The sequence below is a fragment of the Vibrio sp. B172a genome (genome assembly GCF_030248355.1).
Taxonomy (GTDB): domain Bacteria; phylum Pseudomonadota; class Gammaproteobacteria; order Enterobacterales; family Vibrionaceae; genus Vibrio; species Vibrio owensii.
The window spans coordinates 117115-136648 of sequence record NZ_JAHGAC010000035.1 but is presented as its reverse complement, the minus strand read 5'-3'; the positions used below and the strand labels follow the sequence as shown (position 1 = coordinate 136648).

General features: G+C 45.7%; 18 protein-coding genes. 15 read left to right on the top strand and 3 right to left on the bottom strand.

The window, feature by feature from the left end:
• Positions 1-53: 53 nt before the first annotated feature.
• The 6 genes from KIT90_RS24850 (at position 54) to KIT90_RS24825 (ending at position 3222) form a co-directional block, all read left to right on the top strand.
• Positions 54-413, top strand: coding sequence for a carboxymuconolactone decarboxylase family protein (locus KIT90_RS24850; protein ID WP_285379217.1), 360 nt, complete (start codon positions 54-56; stop codon positions 411-413).
• Positions 413-928, top strand: coding sequence for a VOC family protein (locus tag KIT90_RS24845; protein WP_285379216.1), 516 nt, complete (start codon positions 413-415; stop codon positions 926-928). The genes KIT90_RS24850 and KIT90_RS24845 overlap by 1 nt, the downstream gene beginning before the upstream one ends.
• The gene (locus tag KIT90_RS24840; protein WP_285379215.1) at positions 925-1365 is read left to right on the top strand and encodes a DMT family transporter; all 441 of its coding nucleotides are present in this window, start codon (positions 925-927) and stop codon (positions 1363-1365) included. The genes KIT90_RS24845 and KIT90_RS24840 overlap by 4 nt, the downstream gene beginning before the upstream one ends.
• Positions 1362-1814, top strand: a complete 453-nt coding sequence (locus tag KIT90_RS24835) for a DMT family transporter (protein WP_240998125.1) — start codon at positions 1362-1364, stop codon at positions 1812-1814. Before KIT90_RS24840 ends, KIT90_RS24835 begins: the two co-directional genes overlap by 4 nt.
• Before the next feature lies 1 nt (position 1815).
• Positions 1816-2145, top strand: coding sequence for a hypothetical protein (locus KIT90_RS24830; protein WP_285379214.1), 330 nt, complete (start codon positions 1816-1818; stop codon positions 2143-2145).
• 147 nt (positions 2146-2292) lie between these two features.
• The gene (locus KIT90_RS24825; protein WP_285379213.1) at positions 2293-3222 is read left to right on the top strand and encodes a LysR family transcriptional regulator; all 930 of its coding nucleotides are present in this window, start codon (positions 2293-2295) and stop codon (positions 3220-3222) included.
• Positions 3223-3275: 53 nt separating this feature from the next.
• Here KIT90_RS24825 and KIT90_RS24820 read toward each other — a convergent pair whose 3' ends face one another.
• Positions 3276-5213, bottom strand: coding sequence for an LTA synthase family protein (locus KIT90_RS24820; RefSeq protein WP_285379211.1), 1938 nt, complete (start codon positions 5211-5213; stop codon positions 3276-3278).
• A 395-nt stretch (positions 5214-5608) separates the two neighbouring features.
• Between KIT90_RS24820 and cysS the strand changes: the two genes are divergently transcribed.
• Positions 5609-6982 carry a cysteine--tRNA ligase gene (cysS, locus tag KIT90_RS24815; RefSeq protein ID WP_285379210.1) on the top strand — a complete coding sequence of 458 codons (1374 nt, stop codon included), beginning with the start codon at positions 5609-5611 and terminating at the stop codon, positions 6980-6982.
• A gap of 70 nt (positions 6983-7052) precedes the next feature.
• On the opposite strand, the gene KIT90_RS24810 is transcribed toward cysS, so the two are convergent.
• A complete protein-coding gene (locus tag KIT90_RS24810; RefSeq protein WP_285379209.1) occupies positions 7053-8462 on the bottom strand; it encodes an MATE family efflux transporter in 1410 nt (469 codons plus the stop codon).
• Between the two features lie 372 nt (positions 8463-8834).
• Here KIT90_RS24810 and KIT90_RS24805 point away from each other — a divergent pair, with 372 nt between their 5' ends.
• The 8 genes from KIT90_RS24805 (at position 8835) to KIT90_RS24770 (ending at position 18551) form a co-directional block, all read left to right on the top strand.
• Positions 8835-10715 (top strand): DUF294 nucleotidyltransferase-like domain-containing protein, encoded by a 1881-nt coding sequence (locus KIT90_RS24805; RefSeq protein WP_285379208.1) that lies wholly within the window; start codon positions 8835-8837, stop codon positions 10713-10715.
• Entirely contained in the window at positions 10712-11461 is a 750-nt protein-coding gene (locus tag KIT90_RS24800) for a 3'-5' exonuclease (RefSeq protein ID WP_020197622.1), read from the top strand. The genes KIT90_RS24805 and KIT90_RS24800 overlap by 4 nt, the downstream gene beginning before the upstream one ends.
• A 225-nt stretch (positions 11462-11686) precedes the next feature.
• Entirely contained in the window at positions 11687-13351 is a 1665-nt protein-coding gene (locus tag KIT90_RS24795; protein ID WP_009704320.1) for a BCCT family transporter, read from the top strand.
• Between the two features lie 343 nt (positions 13352-13694).
• The gene (gene ectA, locus KIT90_RS24790; RefSeq protein ID WP_373417711.1) at positions 13695-14228 is read left to right on the top strand and encodes a diaminobutyrate acetyltransferase; all 534 of its coding nucleotides are present in this window, start codon (positions 13695-13697) and stop codon (positions 14226-14228) included.
• Positions 14229-14263: 35 nt separating this feature from the next.
• Positions 14264-15529 (top strand): diaminobutyrate--2-oxoglutarate transaminase, encoded by a 1266-nt coding sequence (gene ectB / locus KIT90_RS24785; RefSeq protein WP_285379207.1) that lies wholly within the window; start codon positions 14264-14266, stop codon positions 15527-15529.
• A 13-nt stretch (positions 15530-15542) separates the two neighbouring features.
• Positions 15543-15929: an ectoine synthase gene (locus KIT90_RS24780; RefSeq protein ID WP_005393369.1), complete on the top strand. Its 387-nt coding sequence runs from the start codon at positions 15543-15545 to the stop codon at positions 15927-15929.
• Between the two features lie 81 nt (positions 15930-16010).
• On the top strand, positions 16011-17435 hold the full coding sequence (locus tag KIT90_RS24775) for an aspartate kinase (RefSeq protein WP_285379206.1): 1425 nt from the start codon (positions 16011-16013) through the stop codon (positions 17433-17435).
• A 267-nt stretch (positions 17436-17702) separates the two neighbouring features.
• Positions 17703-18551, top strand: a complete 849-nt coding sequence (locus KIT90_RS24770) for an alpha/beta fold hydrolase (protein WP_285379205.1) — start codon at positions 17703-17705, stop codon at positions 18549-18551.
• Between the two features lie 92 nt (positions 18552-18643).
• Here KIT90_RS24770 and dkgB read toward each other — a convergent pair whose 3' ends face one another.
• On the bottom strand, positions 18644-19444 hold the full coding sequence (gene dkgB, locus KIT90_RS24765; protein WP_285379204.1) for a 2,5-didehydrogluconate reductase DkgB: 801 nt from the start codon (positions 19442-19444) through the stop codon (positions 18644-18646).
• Between the last annotated feature and the right edge of the window lie 90 nt (positions 19445-19534).

Below are 19534 nucleotides of genomic sequence, written 5' to 3'. Positions count from 1 at the left end.
CCTATAATGCTCCTCAATCGCTAAGGCGAATCGAATGATATGAGGAAAGCAATATGAGCGACCAATTCAAAAATGCAGTACTTGATGACCAAGTATTGATCTCAGGTTTGAAATCCATCAACGAAACGTGGGGTGACTTAACGGTTCGTGTTGCTGGTGAAGTCTGGGGCCTGCCACTTATCGACCAAAAAACCAAAGCACTTATCACGATTGCTATCGACCAAATGGCATTGAATGTAACGGGTGATGGTAATCCATTTGGCGCGCACGTTGATATGGCGTTGAAGCAAGGCGCAACTTACGAAGAAATTGAAGAGCTGATCGTCTTTGCTTCGGCATACACAGGCTTCAACAAAGGTGCGACCACCATGGGTGCACTGAACAAAGTGCGTCACGATCGAGGAGACATCTAATGGCAATTCCAGGATTAAAAAAACCAGACCACATTGGTTTTACTGTACCGAATTTGAATCAAGCGATTGCGTTCTTCCGTGAACATTTTGAGTTTGAACTGGCTTACGAGTTTGGTCCATTTGCGTCGGATGATGATTGGATGACGGAGCATTTAAATGTTGATGCTCGCGCACAAATTACCAAGATTGCCGTAATGAGTGCGAAAGGCATCAATCTGGAGATCTTCGAATACGCAGACAACATCGAGCGTCGTTATGAAGCGCCAAACAATGCCGATATTGGTGGCCACCACCTTGCATTTTATGTTGATGATATGGATGCAGCAGTGGCTTATCTGAAAGAGCAAGGCATCAAAGTGCTGGGAGAACCTTCTGTGATGACAGATGGCCCAACAGCCGGTGAAAGCTGGGTTTACTTTATGTCGCCTTGGGGGATGCAACTGGAATTGGTGTCTTACCCGAATGGGAAGGCGTACCAACGTAACAGCTCTGTGGCTTTGTTTGATCCACGATGAATATTCTGTTTGTTTTCTTGGTCGTGGTGTCAGGAATGGGCCTGTCGTTTGAGGCAGGTCTTCTTGGCCCACTGGGTGAGCAAGTAGGGCACTTATGGGCAACTTTGAGCATCTTCGCTGTTGGTGCTGCTCTGCTTTGGCTGATTCGCTTGTTCGTTCCTGCTCACCATCAGGTTGAATGGCACACAATTCCGAAGTGGCAGCTCATCGGTGGCTTTCTTGGGCCTATCTATGTGGTGGTACTCACGTTGTCGACACCACTATTGGGGGTGGCAATGACCATGATTTGTGTGTTGTTTGGTCAAATAGTTAAGAGCTTTGCGATCGATTACTTTGGCTGGTTTGGAATGGAGAAAAAGCCGACAAACCTGATGAGAATGCTTGGTCTTGGCTTTATTTTACTCGCACTGTGCTGCGTGTACATGGGAGCGCAATGATGGTTTTGGTCATCTTACTGGCGATTATTTCAGGCATGGCATTGAGTGCTCAAGCCGCTATCAACGGCAAATTAGGCGCAAAAGTGGGCGTGATTCAAAGTTCATTTTTAACCTTTGGTGTCGGTACGATTGTCACCGCATTGCTGATTTTCTTTTTCGAACCAGCACAAAGTACAACTTTGTTATCCGTGCCGAAATGGCAGTTAACAGGGGCGTTATTTGGCATTGTCTACATGGTGGTAATGGTCGCTTCAGTGCCGAGAATCGGAGTAGCGATCGCAACCGTCGCCACCATTTTAGGGCAAATGATCATGAGCCTAGTGATTGATACTCAAGGGTGGCTAGGAAATACGCCCATCGAGCTAAATTACTGGCGTGTCGCGGCAATGCTGAGCATCGCAGGGGCATTGGTTTGCATCTATTTATCGAACAAAAAGCAGGAGCAATAGAGTGGCGAACAAAACTCTTATCGTATTTTTTAATCTTAAGCCGACTACATCGGAAGCCGAGTACTTGAATTGGGCAAAGACTGTTGATCTTCCAACCGTAAATCAACTCAATAGTGTGTCTTCGTTTGAAGTGTTTAAAGCCGAAACCTTGTTTGGTCAGAACCAAGCATCACCTTGGCAATATTTTGAGGTGATCAATATCGAGTCAGAATCCGCGTTTGCAGAAGAAATCCAAACAGACGTGATGCAGGCGGTGGTTGAGCAGTTTCAGCAGTTCACTCAAGACGCACACTTTGTGGTGACGACCAATATTCGCGATCTACATTCGTGAACGGTAAAAAACGTACTGCTTAGAAACATGACTTCGCATGTGGCATTAGCCAGCTAGTTTGGCCATTCAAAAAGGTAAGTAATTTGATTGCTTGCCTTTTTCTCGTTTTGGCCGTTACGCTTAGATCGATTGATATGGAGATACTCTGTGAATTACGACGTTTCGTTACTTGAGATAAAGCTGTTTTTGATGACCACTCAGTTTGGTAATTTTTCTGAGGTTGCTCGCAGGCAGGACATGACGCCTTCTTCGGTATCGCGAAAAATGGCGCATTTAGAAGAGAAGGTAGGCACCAAACTACTGCATCGTCACACTCGCTCTATCTCATTAACGGATGAAGGCACTGCGTTTGCCAAGTACTGTGCGGAAGTGATTCAGCAGTACGAGTTGGTTGTTGAACGCATTGAGCAAAGAGCAGACACGCCTCGCGGAACGGTAAAAATCAGCGCGCCGGTCGCATTTGGACGACAGCACATTGCGCCTTATCTTTCTGAACTGCTTGAGCGTTACCCGCTGATCCAAATTGAGATGCAGCAGACGGATCATTTTGTTGACCCAGCAGCAGATTCGATTGACTTGCTGATTCGTATTGGCGTTCCTCAAGATTCTTCCATGAGAATGAAACGCTTTGGGAATCAACATTATTTGATGGCGGCCAGCCCGAGCTATCTCAAAGTGCATGGTGAGCCTCAATCTCCACAAGAGTTAGCGCAACACAACTGTTTGGTGTTCAAAGGCACTAAAGGTTTACAACGTTGGTTTATCGGTAATGAGAAGGAGAAGTTGGAAGCGTTTGATGTGAGTGGCTCACTCTACAGCAACAATGCTGAAACGTTAGTATCGGCAGCGGTTGGGGGCTCGGGGATTGTTGTGTTTCCGAGTTGGTTAATTGGCGAAGAGATCAAATCAGGCAAATTGAAAGCCATCATGACTGAGCATCAAGTCTCGACCTCTTCAGAAGAGCAGATCATCAGTGCGCTGTATTTAGAGACTGACAACTTGGCGGCGAAGGTGAGGGTAGTGATTGATTTCTTGTCGGAAAAATTCGGCACACCTTGTTATTGGGACAAGCTGTAAACACAATAAGCCGAACAACAAAAAGGAGCGCATTGAGCGCTCCTTTGTTGTTTTTATTGTATTGCTTTTGAGTTGTACCAGTCGTTTTGGTAAGCCTTAGAGGCAAACAAAGCGTTGGCCTTAGCGCGTTCAACGATTGCTGGATCCACTTCAATAGGTTTCATGGTTTGGTTATCGAAGTTGTACTGCATGGTCGATACCTTTTCGCCCGGCGAAAACACAACGAGGTTATCTCGGGTTAAGTAACCAAAGTTCTTGTCGTATTGCATCATGGCACGTTCGTCTTTGCGTGCGAGAGGCTTAGTAAGATCACGGCCAATCATCGGCGTTTTCGCATCCACACCAATCAAAGAAAGTAGCGTAGGTGGCATATCTAGGTTATTGGCAATACGGTCGTCTTTACGTGGCTTAATGTCTTTACCAAGAATCAATGCAGGGATGTGGAAGTGCTTTACTGGCACTAAGTTAGCACCAGACACACGGGCATCGTGGTCAGCAATGATGATGAAGACCGTGTCGTCCCAGTAAGATGATTTCTTCGCTTTATCAAAGAACGTACCAATCGCGTAATCAGAATATTTCACCGCATTATTACGCGTCATGTATTCAGAGTCGTAAGGCTCAATCTTACCTTGTGGGTATTCGTAAGGGCTGTGGTTGCTCGAACTGAACACCAAGCTAAAGAAAGGTTTGCCGGTTTTTGATAGACGTTCGAACTCTTGATCCGCCTTGGTGTAGAGATCTTCATCACTCACACCCCAAGAGCCAACAAACGATGGGTTTTCGTAGTCTTTCTCTTCGATGATTTGGTCAAAACCGTTACCAAAGAAGAAGGTCTTCATGTTGTCGAAATTCGCTTCACCACCATAAATGAATTCTGTGTGGTAGCCATTGGCTTTCAGAAGATCCGCAATCGTAAAGAAGTTGGTTTGACTCTTACTTAGCTTTACAACCGCACGCGATGGCGATGGTGGGAAACCCGTTGTCACCGCTTCAATACCGCGAACAGAGCGAGTACCGGTTGCGTATAGTTGCGTAAAGCTCCAGCCTTCCGCCATTAGCTTGTCGACGTTTGGAGTAAGTGGTAGCCCGCCTAGTGAACCCACGAATTGCGCACCTAAACTCTCTTGCAGCAAGATAACCAAGTTCTTTGGCTTGCCTTGATAGCTCGCTTCGTTGCTGTTCATGGTTGGCAGAACTGACGGATCAAAATTCGACTTAGCAGAAGAAGCACGAACGAGGTCTAGCATCTTCTGGTTATCCATTTTTCCGTAGAACTCTTCCGCGCTCTTTTCTGATTTCATATTGTTTACAGCAAACAACAGAGAGTAAGAGGAGTTTAGTGCCAAATCATTCATCAGTGGGTCGTTAGAAAATGCCACCATTGCAGGGTTTAAAGGGCGATGGCCCAGAGAAGAGCGTGCACCTGCAACACCAATCAGAACCACTAAAATGGCAAGAACAGGACGCCATTTCCAGCTTACTTGTTGGGCGTTATCGGTAAGCTTTTTGCTCCATTTCCAACCAAGGAAAAGGGTAATCGCCGTGCCTACAGCACCGATAAAGAGCTCTAGTTTGTAACCAGTCCAAAGCATGCTGAACACTTCTTTTGGATAAATCAGGTATTCAACAAACAAGCGGTTTGGGCGTAGGTCGTATTCTTGGATAAACGGAGCCGTGGCCAGTTCCATGTAAACCAAGATCCACAAACCTGCGACCATCCAACAACGTAGAACCCATTTCCAGCATTCGCCGACCTTACCTTGAACAGGCAGTAGGGCAGAAAGTAAGCCCGGGAGAATGAACAGCCAGCAGATAGTGGCAAAGTCTACGCGTAGGCCCTGACCCAAAATATAGATAAGGTCGTTAAAAGATTCGATTCGGTCAGAGAGCCAAATGGCGAGTAAAATCCGCGAAACGGAAAGAAAAGCAAGCGAAAATAGCGCAAATACAGCAATAGGCTGCAAAGGCCCAAATGCGGGCTTCTTCATAAATATTCCCTAATTTACTGATGTAACTGATTTTTATGGCGTGTCTTTTATCAAAGAAAACGTGAAACAAACGTGAAATATAAGGCTTATTTATAAATTTAATTGTAATGATTAGTACGGCTTTGTAAGGGGGAGTAATGCCATACGGCATGCGCAATTCGGTTTGTCGCCACGAAACGCGTCAAAATCGTAGGGTTGATTTCTATAGATTTCTTATTTAGGGTGTTGGGTATGAACTATTTAGCTATTTCTATCTCAACCAACTGTTGTTGTTGCACCTCCCAAGACGTGCGGCGGCTTTCGCGTAGCTATTAGTTAGCAAAAGATCATACAGACATATTAAAGGCCGCCGATGTTTTCATCCGCGGCCTTTTTGCATTTAAAGGAATAACAATATGAGTCAGTCAAAATTACAACTATTCAATACACTGGGGCGCACCCTTGAGCCGTTCAATACCATCGAATCCGGTAAAGTCGGCTTATACGCTTGTGGTCCGACGGTGTACGACTACGCGCATGCAGGCAACTTAAGAACCTATCTTTTTGTGGATGTGCTCAGGCGCACGCTAGAGCTCAACGGCTACGACGTAAACCACGTCATGAACATCACGGATGTTGGTCATTTGGTGTCTGATGCCGATACCGGTGAAGATAAAATGGAGAAGGGCGCGAGAAAACAAAATAAGTCTGCTTGGGAGATCGCAAAGTATTTTGAAGACGCGTTTTTAGATGATCTTACTAGCCTCAACATCACTAAGCCTTCAATCATTTGTCGCGCGACTGAACACATACAAGAGCAGATTGAATTCGTCCAAGAGCTTGAACAAAAGGGCTTTACCTATCAAACCTCCGATGGCGTTTACTTTGATTCGGCCAAGCTTCCAGATTACGGAAAACTTGCCAAATTAGATCGCGAGGGGTTAGAAGCGGGCATTCGTGTCGAAATGGCAGAGAAAAAGAGTCCAACCGATTTCGCCCTCTGGAAGTTTAGCGGCGACACACCAAGACAAATGGAATGGGAAAGCCCTTGGGGAGTGGGCTTTCCGGGGTGGCACATTGAATGTTCTGCGATGGCAGAGAAGTACCTAGGGGAGGTGTTCGATATTCATGTTGGTGGGGAAGACCATATCCCAGTTCACCACACTAACGAAATTGCCCAATGCCAAGCAAAGAATGGCCACGTACAAGCGAATTACTGGTTGCATGGCTTCTTCCTTCAATTGAACAAAGAGAAGATCTCCAAGTCCGGTACGTCACTTCGTCTTGATGCGTTAATCGAGAAAGGCTATGACCCGCTGGCTTACCGTTACTTGGTGCTGACCAGCCATTATCGCAGTCATTTGAGCTTTACGTGGGAGAGCTTGGATGCCGCACAAACGGCTCTAAAGCGCCTAAAAGCGAAAGTGTCGGCACTACCAGAAGGTGGCAAAGTCGACCAAATGTATGTTGAGCGTTTTGTGTCACTCATCAACAACGATTTAGCCATGCCGCAAGCGATCGCATTAATGTGGGAGTTACTTGGAAGTGCATTAAACGATGCAGATAAAAAGGCAACGGCACGCTACTTTGACCGTGTGTTTGGTTTAGAGCTTGATAAGGTAGAAGAAGAGGAAATCCCTCGCGAGATCATGGAATTGGTAGAGTTGCGTTTGCAAATGAAAAAGCAGAAGGAATACCAACAAGCTGACGAAATCCGCCAGAAAGTTGCCAAACTCGGTTATAGAATCAACGATGCTGGTGATAGCTCAACGGTAAGTAAACAAGGCTAGCAAGCTGAAAAACAAAAAGGCTCACTGCGATAGTGAGCCTTTCTAGTTGAAACGATAAACGCTCTCGTCGCTATTGAATCGCTAACTCAGGCTGCGAAGCCGTATTCACTTCTGCGGTTTTATTGTACTTCTTAATCACCAGCGTCAAGCGAATCAGCATTGCAATTGCTGCGGTGGTTAAGCCGGTTACGATACCAATCCAGAAGCCTTCTTCGCCCATTGCAGGAACGATTTCATCCGTGATACCCAGCAACATACCCAGTGGAAGCGCCAAGCCCCAGTAGGCTAGAATCGCCAGAATCATCGGGATCTTAGTATCTTTGTAACCACGCAGTGAGCCGTTTGCAGACGTCTGTAGCGCGTCGCTGAACTGGTACATTGCAGTAAACATCAGCAGTGTTGCAGCGGTTGCTGAAACCACCGGATCTGTGGTGTACAAACGAATGATCCACTCTGGGAACAGTAGGAAAAATCCCACTGAAATCAGCGACAGTAGCGCTGCGGTAATAATGCCAACCAAGCTACGGTGCGAAGCTGTCTCAAGCTTTTGTTCGCCCAAGGCATGACCGACACGAATCGTGATACCAAAGGAAAGGCTCATTGGGATCATGTACGTCATGCTAGAAATGTTCAGTGCAATTTGCGCCGCGGCTACGTTCTCTGCACCAATACGGCCAATCAATAGAGCAATCACCGCGAAGATGCTGCCACAAACCGCGATGTTTAAACCAATCGGCATACCGAGTTTGAACAGTTGTTTGATCTCTTGCCATATCGGTTTTAGCTCAGCGAAGTGCAGAATGTTTTTGTAGTGATGATGGCGTTTGATGTAGCTAAATAGTAGGGCAGACATCAGCCAGTAAACCAAGCTCGTAGCCCAGCCACAACCAACGGCACCCAATGCCGGCATGCCGAATTTACCGTAAATCAGAATGTAGTTAACAGGGATGTTTACCAACAAGCCAATCACTGAAATCAGCATGGGTGCGCGGGTATTGTTCATCCCTTCGCAGAATCCATTCAAGGTGTAGAAAAGCGCAATGCCCGGAACACCAAATGCCAATGCAACCACGTAATCACTGGCGATGGGAATGATCTCAGGCGCAACTCCTAAGTCGATCAGAATGCTTTCACCAAGCAGCAAGTAAACAATCAAAATTGCGCTGACGAACGCCGACAACCAAAGCATCTGAATAAACGCGATACGCACGTTATCCAAACTTTGTGCGCCGCGGTGGTAAGCCACGACAGGCGTTAATGCCATGATGATGCCGCGAAGCAATAGCGAAACGGGTAGCCATAAACTGGTGCCAAGTGCGATCGCAGCTAGGTCGGCAGCACTTACTTGGCCTGCCATTGTGGTATCGATAAAGCCCATCGACTGAGTGGCAAGCTGCATCAGAATGATAGGGATCGATAGGTGTAACAAAGCGCCCGATTCTTTAAAAAAGCGAGAAAAAGAGGAAGGTTTGTTTTGCATGGATGTAATTAAACACCAATATCAATGCACCAGTGGAAGCAGGATGGCGTTGTGCATTGTAGGGTGTGCCGCGTAGGCACGCGCAATATACGGATTTTTGTTATTAGGTTCAATGTGTAATTTAGATCACAAGAAAACGATTGCTTTGACTTCTAGATGTATTATTTGTTTGGTGAATGCATTGTGTTTTTTACTGCTCATTTTTAGATGAAAACAAGCGATTATTGACACACTCGTTTCAATAATAATCAGTCATTATTCCGCTTTTCGATGGTTACAAATCTTTTTATCTGACGTCTCGATTTATTTATTGTGTGATTATTTTCTTGGTGATATTTATCGCCTTAGTTTAGGCAATGCATGGAATAAAGAATGGAAGCCGAGCAATTAGAAGTACTCAATTTCATTAGCCAATACCCACCTTTTGATGACTTACCGGAAGAGCATCTAAGAAACATCGCAATGAATGCTGAAGTCGCGTATTACCGCGCAGGGACGGACATTCTCAAGAAAGGCGATGACATTCGCGATTTGTACATGGTCCGCAGTGGCGTGGTGGAAATCTTCCGCCGCAAAGGCGAGTTGTACAACCGTATCGACGCTGGTGGCTTGTTTGGACAAATGGGGTTGTTGATGAACAACCGTGTCCGCATGCCAGCCAAAGCGATAGAAGACACCTTGGTTTACTGCATTCCAGAGAAGATCTTCACTGAGCTATGTGACGAGTTTGAGAACTTCGCCGATTTCATGGAGTTGGAAGACAGCGCGAGACTGCGCACTGCGGTATCAAACCACTCAGATGGGAATGATTTCACCACGGCAAAAGCGCGCAAGATCTTAAGCCGTGAGCCAGTGACACTAGAAGCCAGTGCTACGGTGCGTGAGGCTGCAATTTTGATGGCGGAAGAGGGTGTTACTGCGCTTTTGATTGTCCGCGCGCAAGAAGACATTACCGAAGACGACGATGACCAACTGCTGGGTATCTTGACCGAGAAAGATCTGTGCGTACGCGTTTTAGCTGAAGGGCGAGACAGCGACATTCCTGTGAGTGAAGTGATGAGCTACGACGTTGTGTCACTCGATTACAGCGCTTACGTGTTTGAAGCCATGCTGACAATGCTGCGTTACAACGTTCATCATCTGCCAATCTTAAAAGACAAAAAGCCAATTGGTGTGATCAGCATGACGGATATCGTCCGTTATGAATCGCAAAACAGTTTGTTGCTTGTGAGCTCTATCTTCCAACAAAACTCAGTCGAAGACCTCAAAGCGGTTTCTAAGCAAGTGAAAGACTGCTTTGTGCGAATGGTAAGTGAAGACGCGAATGCCCACATGGTCGGGCGAGCAATGTCGGTGATCGGCAGCAGCTTCAAACAGAGACTGGCAGAGTTAGCAGAGCAAGAATTAGGTCCTGCGCCAATCCCTTATTGCTTATTGGCGATGGGCTCTATGGCGCGTGATGAACAGCTAATTGTCACAGACCAAGACAACGCGCTGATTCTGGACAACAGCTACGACCCAGCATTGCATGGTGAGTATTTTGCTCAGCTCGCAAAATTCATTTGTGATGGATTAGCCGAATGTGGTTACACCTACTGTACTGGTGACATCATGGCGACCAACCCAGAATGGCGCAAAACGCGTTCCGAATGGGAAGAGTGCTTTGCGAACTGGATTGATGATCCTACGCCAGAGCGACTTCTGAACAGCAGTATTTTCTTCGACCTACTTGGCGTACATGGGCGTGTGAAATGGGCAGAGCAATTGAGCGGCTTCATTGTGCGTCGTGCTAAGAAGAACAATCGATTCTTAGCTTGTATGGCTTACAACGCGATTCGTCGCACGCCGCCGCTTGGTTTCTTCAAAGACTTTGTGATGGAGAAAGACGGCCGTCACCGCAATTCCATCAACCTGAAGCGTCGAGGCACTGCGCCAATGGCGGATCTGATTCGTGTACACGCCTTGGCGATTGGCTCCCGTTCGCAAAACTCGTTTGAACGTCTGGATGACATCAACAACGCTGGCATCTTACCCAAAGGCCGTGGCATGGACTTAAAAGATGCGATGGAGTTGATCTACATGGTGCGAATCCGACATCAAGCATTGGATATCGAAAACGGGGAAGAGCCGGATAACAATATCGAGCCAGAAGAAATGTCGGAGTTTGAGCGTCGCAACTTAAAAGCCGCGTTCCAAATCCTAAGCAACGCGCAGAACTACATTAAGTTCCGTTACCAGAGAAGTGGCAAATGATGTGGTTTTCAAAACAAAAGCAAGATATCACCGATTTGCTTGATACCAGCCAGACACCTGATTGGCCAATCTTCTTCGAGCAACTCGCCGAGCAAGCGAACGATACTCGATTAAAACGTTATTACTCTACGCCTATTGTGAATGGTGATACGCCATTAAAAGAGGTACCGTTTGTCTCCGTCGATTTTGAGACCACGGGTTTAAATGCCGAGGAAGACGCCATTCTCACCATAGGTTTGGTGCCATTTACGCTAGGGCGAGTGCAGTGCAGCGGCTCTCGTCATTGGGTGGTGAATCCAAATCGAGAACTGAATGAAGAATCGGTGGTGATTCACGGCATTACCGACTCTGAAGTGAAGAATGCGCCGCAACTTGAACAAATTCTGGATGCCATTCTTGATGAGTTAGCCGGAAAGATTGTAGTGGTGCACTACAAAAATATCGAGCGTCAATTCTTCAATAATGCGTTGTTAAACAGCGTGGGTGAGGGGATTCAATTTCCAGTCGTTGATACGTTAGACATCGAATACGCGATTCAACGTCGTGAGTGTGAAGGTTGGTTAAACAAGCTCAAAGGCAAAAAGCCGGGTTCTGTACGACTCGGCCACGCGCGTGAGCGCTACCATTTGCCAGCTTATCAGCCACACCATGCGCTGACCGACGCTCTTGCTACCGCTGAGTTGCTTCAAGCCCAGCTGCAGTATCACTTTGATGGTGACATGCCACTGTCCGTGATATGGCAATAACTCATCCACATCATTTATGAATTGGCGATAAATTTTATTAGTCGTCCTGATAACAAAATGCAATGCGATATCAGGGCGATTAACGCTAAAATTACAAAGTAGAGCAACCCTTCTAAAAGCGACGCAACGATCGCAAATAAGCTTTGCAGTAAGTGACGCAAGAAAGCCATCACTCAAAGTCCTACACAGATTTTAATTTGGTCACGTATTTTAAGGAGATAAATCGTGAGCACCGACAACAATGGCGGTATCCAACGCCCCGACGGTAAAGTGAACCCGATCGATACTGATTACCAGATCGGTCAGGATAACGTCGCGCTAAAAGTAGGTCCTTTTGGACTTGATATTCACAACCGTGTGTTCGCTATTTCAGGTATGTCGATCATCCTGTTCGTAGTGTTAACACTGACATTCAGACAACAAGTTGAGCCGTTTTTCGCGGGTCTACGTGGTTGGCTTGTTTCTAACCTTGATTGGTTCTTCCTATCTGCGGGCAACGTGTTTGTCGTAGTGTGTTTGATCCTGATCGTAACGCCACTTGGTCGCGTTCGTATCGGTGGTACAGAAGCAACTCCGGACTATACGTACGCAGGTTGGCTAGCGATGCTGTTCGCGGCTGGTATGGGTATCGGTCTGGTATTCTTCGGTGTATCTGAGCCTATGTCTCACTTCAGTGCTGCTCTTGGCGGTGTGAACGTTGAGAATGGTGTTCGTACTGACTGGGCTCCACTAGGCGCAGCAGAAGGTGATACATCAGCAGCGTCTGCACTTGGTATGGCAGCAACGATTTACCACTGGGCACTTCACCCTTGGTCAATCTACGCACTGTTGGCACTTGGTTTGGCGATCTTCTCGTTCAACAAGGGCTTACCTCTAACGATGCGTTCTATTTTCTACCCTCTTTTTGGCGAGCGCGTTTGGGGTTGGACTGGTCACATCATTGATATCTTGGCGGTTGTTGCTACGGTATTCGGTCTTGCGACGTCTCTTGGCTACGGTGCATCACAAGCAGCAACAGGTCTAAACTTCCTGTTCGGTGTACCAATGACAGATATGACGCAAGTTGTGATTATCGTGATCATCACAGCACTTGCTTTGATCTCGGTAGTTGCTGGTCTGGATAGCGGTGTAAAACGCCTGTCTGAAATCAACATGGGTTTAGCGGCGCTATTGCTTTTGTTCGTGATCGTCGTAGGTCCAACACTCGCAATCATGACTGGTTTCTTCGAGAACATCATGTCTTACCTAGCGAACGTTCCAGCGCTATCAATGCCATTCGGCCGCGAAGACGTGAACTACTCTCAAGGCTGGACTGCGTTCTACTGGGCTTGGTGGATTTCATGGTCACCATTCGTAGGTATGTTTATCGCGCGTGTATCTCGTGGTCGTTCAGTTCGTGAGTTCATCGTGTGTGTAATCCTGATCCCATCAACCGTGTGTGTATTATGGATGACGGCATTCGGTGGTACGGCGATCAGCCAATACGTGAACGATGGTTACCAAGCGGTATTTGACGCAGAGCTTCCACTTAAACTGTTCGCGATGCTAGATGTGATGCCTCTTTCTCAAATCACGTCTATCGTAGGTATTATTCTGGTTGTGGTGTTCTTTATCACGTCAGCGGACTCTGGCTCTCTTGTAATCGATACGATTGCAGCGGGCGGTAAAGTAGATGCACCAACACCTCAACGTGTGTTCTGGTGTACGTTCGAAGGCTTAGTTGCAATCGCACTAATGCTTGGTGGTGGTCTAGCGGCTGCACAAGCGATGGCGGTAACAACCGGTCTGCCATTCACTATCGTATTGTTGGTTGCAACGGTATCTCTAGTGAAAGGTTTGATGGATGAGCCTCGCCCAACATCAAAATCAATGAAGAAAGCGAAAGCGTAATTTAAGCTTCCTTCATAACAACAAAAAAACGGCATGCTTCGGCGTGCCGTTTTCTTATCTGAATTCTTCATCTTTAGCCATCAATCGGCTGCCATTTTCTTCCTGCTCGAAACAATTCCCCAGTGCGAAATTGACTATGTTTTGCTCATTTGGCTTCAATTTATTTTTTACCCTATAAATACATTAGAGCTCAAACTATTTTTAAAGTCATGCTCATTTGGTCTTAGTGCGACATAGATCAAATAAGTAGGGTTTTTAAGCGGCTTTGTTTGATTTCTATGCACAATCAGTGTGCATAATAAAAAGGAAATTTAATTAGTGTACGAAGGATATGTATCTACACATGATTACCTCAGCCCCTTGGGTTATGTATCCAGAGATTGGAGAAGACCCAAGCAAAAAATGGATTTTTCGTGAACCTGTCGTGTCTGATGGCGACGATATTTATGGTTTGATCGCAGATTGTCCTCCGCTCGATATGAACTCTTCATATTGTAATTTTCTTCAATCTAGCCATTTCAGCAAAACTTGTATTTTGGTCGAGCACAAAGGCGAGATTGCAGGGTTTGTTTCTGGCTATCAGAAGCCGGATGAGCCCAACGTGCTGTTCATTTGGCAAGTTGCGGTTGCCCCTCGTTTCAGAGGAAACGGTTTGGCGTCTCAAATGCTTGAACGCTTACTACAGCGAGAAGGGCTTGAAGACATCAACACTATCGAAACCACAATCACTAAATCCAATGATGCATCTTGGGCGTTATTTAAAAAGCTCGATGCACAACATGGAAACGCTGGCGAAGTGACGACTTTCTTGGATGAAAAGGATCATTTCAAAGGCAAGCACGATACCGAATATCTGTATCGTATTCCCCTCAAGTAATCCCCACAAAATAGGAATCAAATAACGGTCTTATCATGGATATTTTCAAAAAGCAGGAATCCAACGTACGTTCATACTCGAACAGTTTTCCAGTCGTCTTTCGTAAAGCAAAAGGTACCTGGTTAGAAACAGAACAAGGCGAACGCTACCTCGATTTCCTTGCTGGAGCGGGATCTCTAAATTACGGTCATAACAATCCAGTACTTAAGCAAGCGCTCCTTGAGTACATTGAAATGGATGGCATTACACACGGCTTGGACATGCATTCAGAAGCCAAAGCCGCTTTTCTTGAAGCACTGAATCAATACATTCTTGAACCAAGAGGGCTGGATTACAAAGTCCAGTTCACAGGCCCAACCGGAACCAATGCCGTAGAAGCTGCAATCAAGTTGGCAAAAAAAGTGAAGGGACGCAACAGTATCGTTGCCTTCACAAACGGTTTCCATGGTTGTACGGCAGGCGCACTTGCAGCAACCGGTAATCAACACCATCGCCAAGGAGCGGGTTCTAGCTTAAACAATGTTACTCGTATTCCTTTCGAAGGTTATGCAGATATTGATGGCCTCAAATTGTTTGAAACCATGTTGTCAGATAACTCGGCAGGCATGGATAAACCGGCCGCAGTTTTATTAGAAACGGTACAAGGCGAAGGTGGCCTTAACGTTGCGTCTAACCAATGGTTGCAGCGTCTTAGCAAGCTTTGCAAAGCACACGATATCTTATTGATTGTTGACGATATTCAAGCAGGCTGCGGTCGAACTGGCACTTTCTTTAGCTTCGAGCCATCGGGTATTAAGCCAGACATGGTAACGCTGTCAAAATCGATTGGCGGTTATGGTCTGCCAATGGCCATCGTTCTATTAAAACCTGAGTTGGATAAATGGAAACCGGGCGAACATAACGGAACATTCCGAGGCAACAATCATGCGTTTGTGACAGCGGCGAAAGCAATCGAAACATATTGGTCCAATGACCGTTTTGAAGCGCACATCAAACGTTGTGCGAACATGGTTGATGAAGTCATTCAGCGATCGGTAAAACGATTCCCAGAAATGTTTATACAGCGCAAAGGTCGCGGGATGATGATTGGTATTGAATGTAAGAACGGTGAAATCTCTGGTGATATTGCAAAAGCGTGTTTTGAGAACGGAATGGTGATTGAAACCGCAGGACCAAATGATGAGGTGGTGAAGTTCTTTTGCCCATTGACCATTTCTGAAGCCGAACTTACCCAAGGGCTTAATATCTTCGAGGGCTCGGTAGAAGCCATCGCAAGCAAACTTTTCAAACAAGCATCATAGCAAGGAAAGAATTATGATCGTTAGAACACTCGATGAGTGTCGCAATAGCGAAAGACGAGTTGTGTCTGATAACTGGGAAAGTGTCCGTATGTTATTGAAAGACGACAACATGGGCTTTTCATTCCATATCACGACGATATACGAAGGAACCGAAACACACATTCATTATCAGAACCATTTGGAATCTGTATTTTGCATGAGTGGAGAAGGGGAAATTGAAGTCGTTGGCGGTGAAACTTACCCAATCAAACCGGGTACGTTGTACATCCTAGATAAGCATGACGAACATTACTTACGCGCCTATAAAAACAAAGAAATGGTCATGGCGTGTGTGTTCAATCCCCCAATCACGGGTGCGGAAGTTCACGACGAAAATGGCGTTTATCCTCTGGTGGACTAGCCCACTGATGTTTTAGAGGGGTGATGTTTCACCCCTTTTTCTTATCCATTCTTTTAAATTACCAATCATTAAGGCCCCCTCATGACATTTACCGTAGAAAAAATCGGCGGTACATCTATGACAGCATTCGATGCTGTACTCGACAACATTCTTCTTCGTCCACAAAACCCATATAACCGTATTTTTGTAGTTTCTGCTTATGGCGGAATGACAGACGCGCTATTGGAATGCAAAAAAACCAGTAAGCCAGGTGTCTATCAGCTTATCGCTAAACGAGATGAAACGTGGCAAGACGCAATAGCGTATGTTGAAAGCCGTATGCTGCTGACAAACGAACATATTTTTGCCGATCCGATGAATCGTATGCGTGCGGACAAGTTCATTCGTTCTCGCATTTCAGAAGCAAAAATATGCGTAACCAATATCCTAGAAACTTGCCAATACGGGCAGTTTTCTCTACGCCAGTACTTACCGCAAATTCGTGAGTTTCTCTCATCAATTGGTGAAGCACACAGTGCTTATAACACCGCCTTAAAGCTAAAGAACATGGGTATTAACTCGACCTTTGTTGACCTATCCGGTTGGGATAACCAACAACCTCGCAGTTTAGATGAGACGATACGTGAAGCGTTTGAAGAAATAGATGTGACTCAAGAGCTGCCAATCGTGACGGGTTATGCGTATTGCAAAGAAGGGCTAATGCACACTTATGATCGAGGCTATAGCGAAATGACCTTTAGCCGAATTGCTGCAACAACCAAAGCTGACTTGGCAATAATTCATAAGGAGTACCATTTAAGCTCTGCCGACCCAAGGGTTGTTGGTGTTGAGCATGTCAATCCAATTGGAACCACTAATTATGATGTGGCCGATCAGTTAGCGAATCTGGGTATGGAAGCGATTCACCCAAATGCAGCGGCAGGACTGCGCGAAAGTGGGACTGAATTACAGATCAAAAATACGTTTGAACCAGAGCATAATGGGACACTGATCTCTGCTGATTACCGCCCAGAAAGCGACCGCATTGAAATCATTGCCGGTAAGCAGAAAGTATTTGCGCTTCATCTATTTGATCAAACCATGGTTGGAAAGGTAGACAACGTCAGCTACGAGTTGATGGAGATAATCGCTGATGCTCGCGTCAATCTCATAGGGAAGGAGATGAACGCAAACTCTATCACCTATTATCTAGGCGGCAGTGCGGAGAGCTTAAACAAGGTGCGCTACAAAGTAGAGAAACGCTACCCACAAGCCTCGATTAATGGACGCATGGTAGCGCTCATCTCTGCAATCGGTTCTCAAATCGATACCAATAAAACGTTAGCTAAAGGCGTTTTTGCACTGATGAATCGCGACGTGACACCCATTGCTCTCCACTCCTCAATGAGAAACGTTAACGTGCAGTTTGTTGTGAGTGACGACGAGTATAAAGAAGCGATTTGTGCGTTACATGAAGAGTTCTTTGAACAAGACAGCGATACAAACAAGTCGGCGAATGTCGCTTGAAGTTGATTGACGGCAGTTAACTATTAGGCAACGGTTAGCTGGTAATAGAAAAGAAGGGGCGTGTTTATCGTCCCTTTTTTGTGTCCGTCAACAAAGATCAAGACACTTGAACATATAGGGTTAGCTAGATAGAATTTTCTTTCCTCAGTATTTACCTCAACTAACACATGAAACTTATTCGCTGACGACACTAGCCTGATTTTTCAAACTTCACGTTCTACTCTGATATTCGGAGGGAACAAACTCGAATTAAATTAGGTAAACATCATGAATAAGAATCAAACCATTCAATCAGGTCATTACCACCTTAAAACTATCGTTCGTGGCAGCGGTATCCCTTTAATTATTATCGGCAGCGCAGATTACTATTTGCGTGTCACGCCAACTGCATTGTTCGACCATTTCCAATGTGTTTTTGTCGATCATCGAGGCTTTGCTGAGTGCGACGTTATTCCAAATGCAACTGACGCAACGTTAGAGGCCATCAGTGCAGACATTAAAGTGGTCATGGATAAGCTCGGCATCGAAAAAGCGTGGATGTTTGGTCATTCTGGGCATGCACTAATGGCAACCCATTTTGCCGTGATGTTTCCTCAATATGTTGAAGGTTTAGTGCTTGCGAACATCTCACCAAATTTGTCACCACAAATGCAGGCGCTCCAATTTCAACGTTGGGAACAAGAAGCGGACGAGGAGAGAAAGCAAGTTTTCGAACGTAATTTCCCATTGCTTGCTCGCGACATTGAGCAAAATCCGGAGCGAAAATTCGTTCACTTGTGTCATCGGTTAGGCGCGATGCGTTGGTATGATCCGGAGTTTAATGAACTGCCGTTGTGGGAAGGGTTTCCAACCCATACTGCTTTGTTAGATAAGCTTTGGGGAGAAGTGTTTGCTGAATTTGATACGGCGATTTATCAGCAACTTCCCGCTGTACAGGTATTAGTGATCAGCGGAGAGAAAGATTTCAGCATTGCGCCAGTTTCATCATGGGATCAGATTGATTTTGGAGAGGCAGATATGAAGCTCGAAATCATTGCAGAATCGGCTCACACACCAATGCTAGAGCAACCAGAACGATTTGTGAAAGTGATGAGCGAAATGGTAGCAATGAGCTAATTCACATCGTGTCTATGTATACAGGCAAACAAAGCAAAGGAGCCAAAGCGGGCTCCTTTTTCTATTTTAAAATGAATTAACCTCGAGGAGAGTTATGCATCCCACTTAGGTGCTAGACCTTCTGGGTCAACCTCACGGCCATTGCATTCGAGCGCATCGATACGAGCCATTTCTTCATCAGTTAGCGTAAGCTCTAACGCTTTCAAGTTACTCGCTAGGTTTTCGCGCTTTGTTGATGACGGGATCACTGCGATACCTTTCTGCATTGCCCATGCCAGAGCCACTTGAGCCGCGGTTGCCCCTTTCACTGATGCGATGTCATTAATTACTTCATCTTTAAGAACTTTGCCATAAGCCAGTGTCATGTAGGATGTCACAGTAATGCCTTTATCGTTCATGAACTCGACTAACTTGCGGTTTTGCAAGTATGGGCTTAGTTCCACTTGGTTAGTAGCGATATTATCGAAGCCAACCACATCTTCGGCTTGTTCTAGTAGCTCGATATTGAAGTTAGAAACCCCAATCGCTTTGGTAAGGCCTAGTTCTTTTGCTTTTAATAGCTCTGGCATGTATTCATTCACGTCAGTGCCTTCGCCTGGCCAATGGACAAGTGTTAGGTCAACATGGTCAGTTTTAAGTTTCTCTAGGCTTGCTTTCAAGCTCGGGATAAGGTCTTGTTTGTTAAGCTTATCAACCCAGATCTTGGTGGTAATATAAAGCTCATTTCTCGCTACGCCACTTTCCTCAATCGCTTGACCGATTTCAGTTTCGTTGTCATAGATTTGAGCCGTGTCGATCACGCGGTAACCAAGGTCTAGTGCGTTCTTTACTGAATCGATTACAACCTGACCCTTAAGGCGGAAGGTACCCACGCCAAATGCAGGAACTGTCATACATATCTCCTAGTTTTTAGATTTATTTTAGTCGTTGAATTCGCTTCGATGAACTCAGTTTGCATGATTCTAAAATTGATATAAAGTCAC